The sequence below is a fragment of the Nostoc sp. XA010 genome, from assembly GCF_020829625.1.
In the GTDB taxonomy this organism is placed as follows: Bacteria; Cyanobacteriota; Cyanobacteriia; order Cyanobacteriales; family Nostocaceae; genus Nostoc.
This window is the reverse complement of record NZ_JAIVFX010000029.1, coordinates 1-11,589: the sequence shown is the minus strand read 5'-3', so window position 1 is coordinate 11,589 and position 11,589 is coordinate 1. Positions and strand designations below refer to the sequence as shown.

Genomic DNA, 11,589 nt, shown 5'->3' with positions numbered 1-11,589 from the left:
TTAGACTAGAAATACCAGTATTCCAGTGAAATTGATAAAAAAAACTCAGTGCTATTTCAAATAAGTATTTACTATTTTCAACTATTACAAACATAGTTTTTTATACATAATGAATTTAAATCAAATTAATCATCATAAAAGAAATATTTTAGTGGTCGATGATACCCCAGATAATTTGCGGCTTTTATCAGCGATGTTGACTACGCAAGGTTTTGAAGTTCGCAAAGCCTTAAACGGTAAAATGGCACTGACTGCGTGCCAAATGGTTTTGCCAGATGTGATTTTACTGGATATCAATATGCCCGACATGGATGGCTATCAAGTTTGTCAACAGTTGAAAGCTGATGAGAAAACTTCTGAAGTCCCAGTAATTTTTATTAGCGCCCTGGATGATGTTGTAGATAAAGTAAAAGCCTTTGATGTTGGTGGTGTAGATTATATTGCAAAACCTTTTCATGGGGCAGAGGTTGTGTTGCGAATTGAAAATCAGATTAATTTACGTTTGCTTCAAGTTAAACTGCAAGAAAAAAACTTTTTACTCCAACAGGCTCTTAACGACTTGAAAGCCTCTCAAGTTCAACAGATTCAGAACGAAAAGATGGTGGCGCTGGGACAGTTAGTGGCTGGGCTTGCTCATGAGATTAATAACCCTATCAGCTTTATTTATGGGAATCTCCAATATGTTGGTCAATATGTAAAAGACCTAGTGAATCTGATTGAGGCTTATCAACAGGAATATCCCAAAGCTACACCAAAAATTCAGCAAATAGCCAAAGATATAGACTTGAATTTTATGATTAAGGATCTGCAAAACCTGATGGGTGCAATGTATAGAGGATCTGATCGCATTCAGGAAATTGTACTAGCGCTACAACACTTTTCTCGGCATGATGAAGCAGAGATGAAGCAGGTAAATATCCATGAAGACATTGAAAATACTTTGGTGATGTTACAACATAGACTCAGAGAAACAGCAGACCGTCCCGCAATTGCTGTAGTGAAAGATTATGGTAACTTGCCTCTAATCACTTGTTATGCGAGTGAATTAAACCAAGTATTTATGCATCTGTTGAATAATGCTATTGATGCAATAGAAGAGGGAGTAGGGAGTGGGTATCTATCTTGTAATCCCTACTCCCTACTCCCTACTCCCCAAATTCGGATTCACACAGAAGTAACATTGAATATGGTCAAAATTGCGATCGCAGATAATGGCCCTGGTATCGAAGAGTCGTTGCGATCGCGTTTATTTAACCCATTTTTTACCACAAAACCTGTGGGCAAAGGTAGTGGGCTAGGATTATCAATTAGCTATCAAATTATCGTCCAAAAACACCGAGGAAATATTACCTGCACTTCTTCTGTTGGGCAAGGAGCAGAGTTTGCAATCGAAATTCCCATCGAGCAACAAGAACCTTAGGCAACAGCGAACTTGGCCAATGAAGAGGACAAGGGGCAGAGGAGAAAGATTCTGGAATTTCCTAGCAATAGAGGGTTTCAGAGCAAATAAATTTATTTATGCTCTTTGGTTAAATATTTATTTCGAGACGTGCTGTTCGTGTGAAATAATGCGTCCTTAGTTCAGTAGCCCTACATTTATGTATGTAGTTCTCCCCCTGCCCCCTGCCAAAGGTCACACGGTTAACGGCAGTTGAACTGTGAACGTTGTCCAGCCCTGAGAACTCGTAACTTCAATTGTGCCTTGGAGATATTCTACTAACTTCTTCACTAATGCTAAACCTAATCCTGTACCGCTATGTTGCCAGCGATCGCTTTGAGGAATTCGGTAAAACGGCTCAAAGATTCGAGATTGTTCTTTTTGAGGAATTATCACCCCAGAATTGCTAATTGTGATTTGAAAATAGGATTGAAGATTATCTAATACACCAGATTTAGCATCCTCATTTATTAGACTTTTTGTGGTGTCGATTACCTGAACATTTACCATAATCTGTTCATGAGGAGGAGTAAATTTACAAGCATTGTTGAGTAACTCTGAGACAATTTCAGTCAAGCTAGCCAAGTCTGTAACTAAAGGTGGTAAATTTGGAGGAACACTAACTTGGAAAGTCTGTTGCCTAACTCCAGCCCGTTCCCCAAAATACTCGGCAACGTGAGGCAGCCAAGTTTGGAGTTGAATTAAAGTTAATTCCAACGGATAGACATCTGCATCAATCATTCGCATATACAGTAAATTGTCTATTAAATCTAGTTCTTGTTCGCATTGTTCACGCAGGATAGTTAAGTAGCGGGCTACAGATTCAGATGGCGAAAGTGCGTTTGAATTTAAGATACCCTGCCGATCAAGAAGATTTTCTAGGGCGGAGATTGTCATTTTGATGTTTGACAAGGGCGTTCGCATTTCATGAGAAGTGGTTGCGAGAAAATCCTCTTTCAATTGGTTCAGCCGTTGAAGTTCTGCCGCTTGAATTCGTAGTTGTTGGGCACGTTCAGTTGCGAGATTGTGTTCTTCAGTTAGCCTTCGTTGCGTGTCATCCCGAAAAACTACTACGGCTCCTGTAATTACACCATTATTATTTCTTAGAGGAGTAGCGCTATCAGCTACTGGTATAGTTGTGCCGTCTCTGGCAACTAGTAAGATGCGATTGTCTAGATAGATAGTAGTTTTTTGTTGCAGGGCTGCGATAATTGGATTTTGAGCGGGGATCTGAGTTTGTTCATCAACAAGCTTGAACACCTCGGTTAACATTCTTCCCTTGGCTTCATTCCATCGCCACCCTGTCAATGCTTCAGCTACCTGATTTAGGTACTTGATGGTTAACTGAAGATCGACTACAATCACTCCGTCTCCCATTTCTCGAAGGATAGAACTCAAAAATTGCTCGCGATCGTAACGATTTAGTGCTGTTTGAATGGCAACGTAGAGTTCTTGCTCCTTGATCGGTTTGAGAATATATCCAAAGGAGGATGTCAGTGTTGCCCGATCTACAGTGCTTTTGTCGGAGTGCCCTGTGACATAAATAGCAGGAATTTGCAAATTATGCCAAATTTGCTCTGCTGCCTGGATACCGTCTATTTCACCCCGTAATCTGATATCCATTAAAATTAGGTTTGGGCGCAATTCGGTTGCTTTTACAATTGCCCCTTGTGCAGAATCGGCTATATCTAAAACAGTGTATCCCAGAGACTCTAAACTTTCTTGCAAATTAATTGCAAGAATATATTCATCTTCAACAACAAGGATTCTAACTGTCTCCTTGGTATGTAGATTTGATGGGATACCAATTGTGTTCATGCCTGGCTGTTTGTAAAAGTAATTTTGAACTGTGTTCCCTGGCGAGAGTCAATTTCGAGCTTTCCTCTTAGTTGCTTGACTAAACCCTGGATAAGAGTTATACCGAGTGTTTTAGCTTTCTTGCTATCAAAATTTTTAGGTAAACCAACACCATTATCTCGAATAATGAGTGTCAAAGTAGACTCGGATTCTTGATAAAACTTAACCTCAATTTCCCCTCTACGATTACCAACAAAAGCGTATTTCAAAGCATTGGAAACCAGTTCATTGATAATCAAGCCACAGGGAATGGCGGTTTCGATGTCAAGGCTAGCATTATCAACTTGAATATTCAGTTGAATCTGGCTAGAACTGACGTTATAAGAATCAAATAAATGAGTTGTTAAATCTGGGATGTATTGAGCGAAATCAATATCAGCGAGGTCTTCAGAGCGGTATAACTTTTCATGAACCAAGGCAATGGAGGCAATGCGGTTTTGGCTATCGCGCAGAATAGCTGTCACCAGAGGATCTTGTGTACGTCTGCACTGCATTTGCAGCAAACTGCTGACAATTCCTAAATTGTTTTTAACACGATGGTGAATTTCTTTGAGTAATACCTCCTTTTCTCTCAAAGAGGCTTTAATTTTTTCCTGCGTTTGCTTATGCTCAGTGATATCTTGTTGGATAGCCACAACGACACTTCCATACTCAGGATGCTCAAAAATGGAAGCGTTCGCCCTACACCAGAAGGGAGTGCCATCTTTTTTAACCTTATAAACTTCATAGTTTGCCTCACCATGTTGCAAGACAGCAGTCCTAATTGCCTGGTTAACTTCTTCAGGTGTATTATGTTCGTCACCGTAGTTGATAATCGATACATGCTGACCAATTAATTCACCAGATGCATAGCCAAACATCTGCTCGAATTTAGGATTAGCGTAGACAAATACGCCATCTGTGGCACGAACTAGGCAAATTCCCTCTGCCATATTACGGGTAATTACTGCTTGCAGTTCTAACATTTGTTCAGCGCGTTTGCGATCGCTGATTTCAACTACGACAATGCCCATGCTAATGGGTTGATCAGCTTCAGACTGAATCGGAAAGTAGGAAGCTAGCCAAGTCCTGATTACACCGGGGAGTTTTGGAGTTTCTCCACTGATTTCCAAATCCAGAATCGCTTCACCCGTGGTTAAAACATGTTCAAAGATCGGTTCGAGCCTTGGTGCCAAATCAGGGACAATCTCGCACAGAGTTTTGCCAATATGCGCGGCTGCGGGAATACCATTAATTTCTGCTAATGCTTCATTAATCAATGAATAACGCAGTTCCTGATCCAGAATGGTTATACCAACAGGTGCGCTATTGATGAAAGTATCCAATAACTTTTGCTTGTGAGCCAGTTCTCGCTCTAAAATCTTCCGTTCTGTAATGTCGATCGCCACCCTACCCACTAGCTTTAGTGCAGACAATCCCAGAATCGGGAACTTATATACCAAGAACTCTCCAAGGGTGCCGTCTGGTCGGGAAGCAACTTCGATTGCCTCAATTACCTGATTTGTCTGTATAACTGTCTGAATGCGATCAAAATGCTGCCGAGCAATTTCATCTGGGTAGAGATCAAAAATGGATTGTCCAATCACCTGTTCGGGTAGTAATTTAAATGTCCGCAGGTATGTTTGGTTTGAGTAAAGTACACGCCCGTCCGCATCAGTGATCCAAGCTAGCACGGGGCTATTGTTCATAAATGCCTGGAACCGGGCTTCACTTTCTTGCAGGGCTGCTTCTGCTTGCTTGCGATCTTCTGCAATACGCTTGAACACAGTGATATCTGTGACTCGTACTAAGTTCATCACATTGCCGGCAACTGTGATTTTTTTGGCTGCTATGTTTCCCCAAAAGGGATTGCCCTGCTTGGTAACATATTCCATTTCTCGACTCCAAAACCCTTGCTGGTTCATTTCTTCGGTTATGGAGGTTAACTGATCAGGGGTGAACTGTTGTTTTTGCAGAGTGTGACCTTCAATATTAATGAGTTCAGCTTTGCTAGAGGCTGCAAATAGCTTCACTGCTTGATCGTTACAGTCAGTGGTCTGTAAAGTTTCTACATCCACAAGAAAGAGCGCATCAGCAGATTCATTATAAACAGCTTCTAGAAGGTCACGACTACGAATAATTTCTAATTCAGTTTGTTTTCGTTGTGTAATATCTAGGATAGATCCAAATAACTTAACTGCATTCCCTTGAGGATTATAAGCTATCTCTGCTTTCCCCTCAAGGTAGCGGACTGAGCTATTGGGTCGGACAATTCGATACTCAATATTGAAAGGGGTTTTTTGGGCAATCGCCTGTTCCAAATTGGTCTGGAACAGTTCTCGATCCTCTGGATGAAGCATCTGGAGGAATTCTGCCTGGGTGGGTTCGCTTTGAGTTGGATCTAGACCAAAAATGCGAAAAGTTTCTATTGACCAGCAGCACTTTTTCGTTTCTAAGTTCCATTCCCAACTGCCTACATGGGCGATCTGTTGAGTAGTGGCTAGCTGCGCTTCACTTTGTTGGAGTTTTTCCTCAGCTTGTTTGCGTTCGCTAATGTCCCCAAGTGAACCGACCAATCGAACTGGATTTCCTTGTTCATTCCAGATTGCTTTGGCCCGCGATCGCACCCAGCGATAACTGCCATCCTTGCACCGCAGACGATATTCAAGGTTATAATCGGCAACTTGCCCAAGCAAATAAGCTTTTTGTGCAGCTATGACTCTGGTATAATCATCAGGATGAATGCGAATACTCCACTCATCATCGCGATCGCTAAATTCGTTAGGTTCATATCCTAAAATTGTGAACCAACGCTCAGACCGGAAGGTTTGATTAGTAGATATGTCCCAATCCCAAATTCCTTCATCAGTACCTGCGATCGCTAATTGCCAACGTTCTTCACTTTGACGCAATATTTCTTCACTGCGCTTGAGGTCGGTGACATCTACCACCAGTCCATCCCAAGCCACACGCCCATTTTTCAACTGACGTGGTGTAGAACGAAAATGAAACCATTTGAGTTTACCACTGGGCGTTCGGATTCGCAGTTGAATATCTAACACAGACAGATTCAGGCAGGACTCTGCAACGGCTGCTTGTAGCCGGGGGATATCCTCTGCGAGAAACTGGCGATAAAGCAGAGATGAATCCCTGAGTGTATCTTCTGCCTTGACTTCCATCAGTTTTTCAATCCCCGCACTCAGGTAGGAAAAGCGATCGCTACCATCCAATTCGCGGATCACCCGATAAACTGCGCCATTGGGTAGATTATCTTCAATCAAGTACAACATCACTTCAGGCTCAGACAACGCGAGTTCTGTTGCTTTGCGTTCGGTGATATCTTGCCCTTCTAGAATCAACAAAACGACTTGACCCGTTTCGTTTTGCAACGGACGCAGTGAAAAATCGATTGTTGCTACTCGGTTATTTGCGCCGAGAACATCAACTTCATAGCGGACAAACTCCCCTTGAGCTGCACGAGCGATCGCTTGTTTTAATTTTTCTTGAATTTGAGGTGAAATCGTCCACCAGTGTGCTTCCCAAAAAGGGCGATTAATCACATCTTCAAGCTTAAGCCCGCCAAAACTTAGCGCAGTCTGGTTTGCTTCTAATAAAATGCCATCTGGCGTTAGCAGTCCTGTGAATTGGAAAGTGTTATTGAATGCACGGAATCCGCGATCGCTTTCCTGTAGTGCAGTAGTGCGTTCCTCTACTTTGGCTTCTAACTCAGCTTTGAGGGTTTGCAGGTTGTCGTGGAGTTGGGCTTGTTGGATAGCGATCGCTAGTTGTACCGTCAGTTGGTTGAGAAATTCTACCTCAAATGTTTGCCATTGGCGGGGGACAGAACATTGATGCACGATGAATAGCCCCCATTCAACTGCTGGAGTCCCTTGGTTATCTAACAAAATGGGGACAACTAAATTCGCCTTGACTTGAAACTGTTCCAAAATTTGAATATGGCGATCGCTTAAAGCCGCTTCGTAAATGTTCGTTGCTGCCCAAATTTTTCCTTGGTAGTATTCTTCCCCTTGGCTTTGCTGAAAACAGGTATTTTCAATGAAGACGCAGGGGGAAAAAGGGAAACTTTCCCCCTTGCTCCCAGCTAAGAGCTCCCTTGCCTCTTGTCCAATCTCAAACCCTAATGTTGGTGTCCATTGGGGTAAAACCGACTCAGCTATAACTTTACCCTGTATCTGATGAGTAAATTGATACACCAACACGCGATCAGCCTTGAGTAACTGGCGGACTTCTTTGACACTCTTAGCGAGGATGTCTTGAAACTTCAAGGACTTGCGAATATCAAGAGCGATCGCTCCAATTAACTTTTGTTGTTCCTGTAGCTGTTTTAGCTGTTGCATTAGCTGTAATTGCTAGCTTTTAACCTACGTACAAGTGCCCCATACCCAATGCCCTGAATCAAGAAATCCGGACTTTTTCTTGATCGCGGAGTACTATTTTTAGTCGCATAAACGCATAATAGAATAGTGACTGATCTGTTAGCCCCTTTACAATCTCTCAAACAAGGTGACTGGTTCAAGCTGATCTGCGGAGCCAGCTTCCAGCATTTACCGGCAGTCAGAAGTTTAACGTTAGCCTATACTTTGGCGGGCGCTGACTGCATAGATGTTGCAGCTGATCCAGCAGTGATTGCAGCAGCACAAGCAGGGCTACTTGTAGCCAAATCTCTGGCTACGGATGCCCAAAAGCGAGGCTTTGGCTACAAAGGCAACTCACCCTTTTTGATGGTAAGCCTGAACGATGGAGAAGACCCCCATTTTCGGAAAGCAGAATTTAATCCTACTGAGTGTCCTAGAGATTGCCCTAGACCCTGTGAACGGATTTGTCCGGCACAAGCAATCGTGTTTAACAATGTAAAAGAAAACTTTTCGGGAGTAATATCAGAAAAGTGCTATGGCTGCGGTCGTTGTATACCAGTTTGTCCTTATGGTAGAATTGATACAACTTCCTATATGTCAACGCCGCAAGCGATCGCGCCATTGGTAATGTCAACGGGAGTAGATGCCGTAGAAATCCATACAAAAGTTGGGCGGTTGACAGAATTTGAGCAATTATGGCAGGCAATTTCACCGTGGGCCGATCAACTAAAGCTACTAGCTATCAGCTGTCCCGATGGCGAAGGGATGATTGACTACCTAAGAGCAGTATATGACCTGATTGCCCCACTCAAGAGTGCCTTAATTTGGCAAACCGACGGTCGTGCCATGAGTGGTGATATTGGCGATGGTACCACAATAGCTGCGGTGAAATTAGGGCAAAAAGTTTTGACAGCTAAGTTACCGGGATATGTGCAGTTAGCAGGAGGCACAAATAGCTATACCGTTGCTAAGTTAAAGGCAATGGGACTACTGAACAGAGCAGGGGGAGCAGGGGGAGATGAGGGAGCAGGGGGAGCAACAACCTCCTCATCCCCCTCATCCCCCTCATCCTCCCCATCTATTTCTGGGGTCGCCTACGGTAGCTACGCCCGCGTACTGCTGTCACCAATTCTCGAACAGTTAGAGAATAAGGAGGTAAATAACACCAATGTACAAGCGAATCTTCGCCTCGAAGAAAATGACGTATTACTTTGGCAAGCTGTAAAACTTGCCCATTCTCTCGTTTCCCAGATCAAGTCATAGCAGGAGCGTTAATTGCTCGTTTCGGGAAATTACCCAGAGCGGGTTCTCCTGCACGCAAATGTCCTCGCTATCTCTAAAAACGTCACCATAGAAAGCATGACGATTACAGACGATCTCCAAAAGTTATTAGACATTTTGCCCCAAGACCTGCAACAAGTACTAGAGAGTCATCCCAAACGAGATAGTTTAGTAGAAGTGGTCTTGGATTTGGGCCGTCGCCCAGAGGCTCGGTTTCCTAATCAAGCTGAGTATCTGAGCGAAGTACCCGTTACTCAAGAACAGATAGATGATTGTATTCAACGAGTTGGAATCTTTGGCGGAGATAATCGAGCAGGAATTGAGCAAACTTTGCATCGGATTAGCGCCATCCGCAACCGCACGGGTAAGATTATTGGCTTGACCTGTCGCGTTGGTCGAGCGGTATTCGGAACCATTGGCATGATCCGCGATTTGGTAGAAACTGGTAAATCGATTCTCATGCTGGGGCGTCCAGGCGTGGGCAAAACTACTGCCTTACGGGAAATTGCCCGTGTTTTGGCGGATGAACTGCATAAGCGAGTAGTGATTATTGACACCTCCAACGAAATCGCAGGGGATGGTGATGTTGCTCACCCTGCCATTGGTCGCGCTCGGCGGATGCAAGTGGCTCATCCAGATCAACAGCATCAGGTGATGATTGAGGCAGTGGAAAACCACATGCCAGAAGTCATTGTCATTGATGAAATTGGCACAGAACTGGAAGCTTTAGCGGCTCGTACCATTGCGGAACGGGGTGTACAGTTGGTAGGTACTGCCCACGGGAATCAGATCGAAAATCTGATTAAAAACCCCACCCTGGCTGATTTAGTTGGGGGTATCCAAGCTGTGACGCTGGGAGACGATGAAGCCAGACGGCGAGGTTCTCAAAAAACTGTTTTGGAGCGGAAAGCCCCTCCTACCTTTGAAATCGCTGTGGAAATGTTGGAGCGCCAACGCTGGACAGTACACGAAAGTGTTGCTGACACAGTAGATAATCTGCTGCGGGGGCGTCAGCCTACCCCACAAACAAGAACCGTTGATGACCAAGGTAAAATTGCTGTTACAAGGCAGTTAGCTGTTGTCAATGGTCGCGGTGGACAGCTAGCGACAGTGGAAGAATCTTTCCCATCGGCGCGACAGGCTAATGGCTGGCGTTCATCTGGACAAATGGTAGCACTGCCGCAATTGCCTGTAGAGCGGGTAACTGGACGCAGTGAATTTGATCGTTTGCTGGATGAATCCTTCAATTATTCTGAAAGCATTGATTTGGATGCTACTACTAGGCAGCCAGGGCCCAATGGTGAAGATTTGCCATTGCATGTTTACCCTTATGGTGTTAGTCGCCATCAACTAGAACAGGTAATTAGCGTGCTAACTTTGCCCGTGGTATTGACAAAAGATATAGATACTGCTGATGCAATTTTAGCGCTGCGATCGCACGTCAAAAACCACGCCAAATTACGCCAAATGGCCAAAGCTCGTCATGTACCCATCCACGTAATTAAGTCCAGCACCATTCCCCAAATTACCCGTGGCTTGCGACGGTTGCTGAACATTGATGACCCAGAGATGGCCGATGATCTAGAATTGCAACTGTTTTTGCACAATGGTAGCGATGATGAGATGGATGCTCTTGAAGAAGCCAGACTTGCTGTTGAGCAAATTGTGATTCCTAAAGGACAGCCAGTCGAATTATTGCCGCGTTCTTCCCAAGTCCGCAAAATGCAACATGAGTTGGTAGAACATTATCGCCTCAAGTCGCATAGTTTTGGCGAAGAACCAAATCGCCGCTTACGGATTTATCCAGCGTAACCTCACCCTAACCCCTCTTCGCATTGCGGAGAGGGGATGTCACTAGGAGACACTTGATATCCTATAGAGAGTTTTCTTTAAGAAAAGTAAAACAAGACTTTAATCTTACTTTAGTAGAAGGTGGGCGATTTTTACCTTCTATAGAACCAATCTCACCTAGTCCTCTGCTGGCTGAATTTTTAGCAGAAAGTATCCAGCTAGCAATTGCAATGGGTTCTGAGAAAGCTAGATTAGAATTGATTATCAGCCCAATTTTGTTTGAAGTCCGAAAAATTTTTAACAGACAAATCAGTTTCTTTTCTGGAGAAGAATTTAATGTTAAACCAGAAGTGGGACTGGCAGGATTTTACGACTTTTTGATCAGCCTTTCACCAGAACAGTTATTTATTGAAGCCCCAGCAGTGGTGATAGTGGAAGCCAAAAAGGAAAATCTTAAAGGGGGTTTGGGGCAGTGTATCGCAGAAATGATCGCCGCCCAAAGGTTTAATGCCAAATACGAAAAACCTATTGCTACTATCTACGGTAGCGTTACTAGTGGCAACCTGTGGACATTCCTCAAGTTAGAGGACAGCACTGTAACTATTGATTTAACTGAGTACTTAATTCCTCCAGTAGAGCAAGTCTTAGGTATTTTAGTGTGGATGATTCGGTCACAATCCAATACTGCTCGGTTAAGGAGAAATAGAGGGTAAAACAAAGAAAATAGTGTTCGCGAATTGTTTACGCGAACAAGATGATTGGACTTACTTTTTCTCTTTGAGGCTATCGTACAAGTCCACCCAATTTTGACGAAGAGAGTCGATGCACTCAGTTAAGTGATCGATTTGGGTTCTTCTAGCCACGGAG

Annotated in this window: 6 protein-coding genes; 4 read left to right on the top strand and 2 right to left on the bottom strand. The window is 43.7% G+C overall.

The window, feature by feature from the left end; genetic code table 11:
* Window positions 1–109 precede the first annotated feature (109 nt).
* Complete coding sequence (locus LC608_RS27930; RefSeq protein ID WP_229556682.1) at window positions 110–1,420, top strand: response regulator; 1,311 nt, start codon at window positions 110–112, stop codon at window positions 1,418–1,420.
* Window positions 1,421–1,633: 213 nt separating this feature from the next.
* Here the strand turns inward: LC608_RS27930 and LC608_RS27925 are convergent, their stop codons facing one another.
* Window positions 1,634–3,256, bottom strand: coding sequence for an ATP-binding protein (locus tag LC608_RS27925; RefSeq protein WP_229556681.1), 1,623 nt, complete (start codon window positions 3,254–3,256; stop codon window positions 1,634–1,636).
* Window positions 3,253–7,632 (bottom strand): PAS domain S-box protein, encoded by a 4,380-nt coding sequence (locus LC608_RS27920; RefSeq protein ID WP_229556680.1) that lies wholly within the window; start codon window positions 7,630–7,632, stop codon window positions 3,253–3,255. The genes LC608_RS27925 and LC608_RS27920 overlap by 4 nt, the downstream gene beginning before the upstream one ends.
* A gap of 126 nt (window positions 7,633–7,758) precedes the next feature.
* Between LC608_RS27920 and ldpA the strand changes: the two genes are divergently transcribed.
* From ldpA to LC608_RS27905, 3 genes are all read left to right on the top strand, one after another.
* Window positions 7,759–8,913 (top strand): circadian clock protein LdpA, encoded by a 1,155-nt coding sequence (gene ldpA / locus LC608_RS27915; protein WP_229556679.1) that lies wholly within the window; start codon window positions 7,759–7,761, stop codon window positions 8,911–8,913.
* 96 nt (window positions 8,914–9,009) lie between these two features.
* Window positions 9,010–10,743, top strand: coding sequence for a R3H domain-containing nucleic acid-binding protein (locus LC608_RS27910; protein WP_229556730.1), 1,734 nt, complete (start codon window positions 9,010–9,012; stop codon window positions 10,741–10,743).
* 56 nt (window positions 10,744–10,799) lie between these two features.
* On the top strand, window positions 10,800–11,435 hold the full coding sequence (locus LC608_RS27905) for a hypothetical protein (RefSeq protein ID WP_229556729.1): 636 nt from the start codon (window positions 10,800–10,802) through the stop codon (window positions 11,433–11,435).
* Window positions 11,436–11,589: the final 154 nt, after the last annotated feature.

What these genes read in the sequence shown, in the direction of transcription:
- LC608_RS27930 (WP_229556682.1), top strand. Translation starts at nt 110, where the DNA reads ATGAATTTAAATCAAATTAATCATCATAAAAGAAATATTTTAGTGGTC.
- LC608_RS27910 (WP_229556730.1), top strand. Translation starts at nt 9,010, where the DNA reads ATGACGATTACAGACGATCTCCAAAAGTTATTAGACATTTTGCCCCAA.
- LC608_RS27925 (WP_229556681.1), bottom strand. Translation starts at nt 3,256, where the DNA reads ATGAACACAATTGGTATCCCATCAAATCTACATACCAAGGAGACAGTT.
- LC608_RS27920 (WP_229556680.1), bottom strand. Translation starts at nt 7,632, where the DNA reads ATGCAACAGCTAAAACAGCTACAGGAACAACAAAAGTTAATTGGAGCG.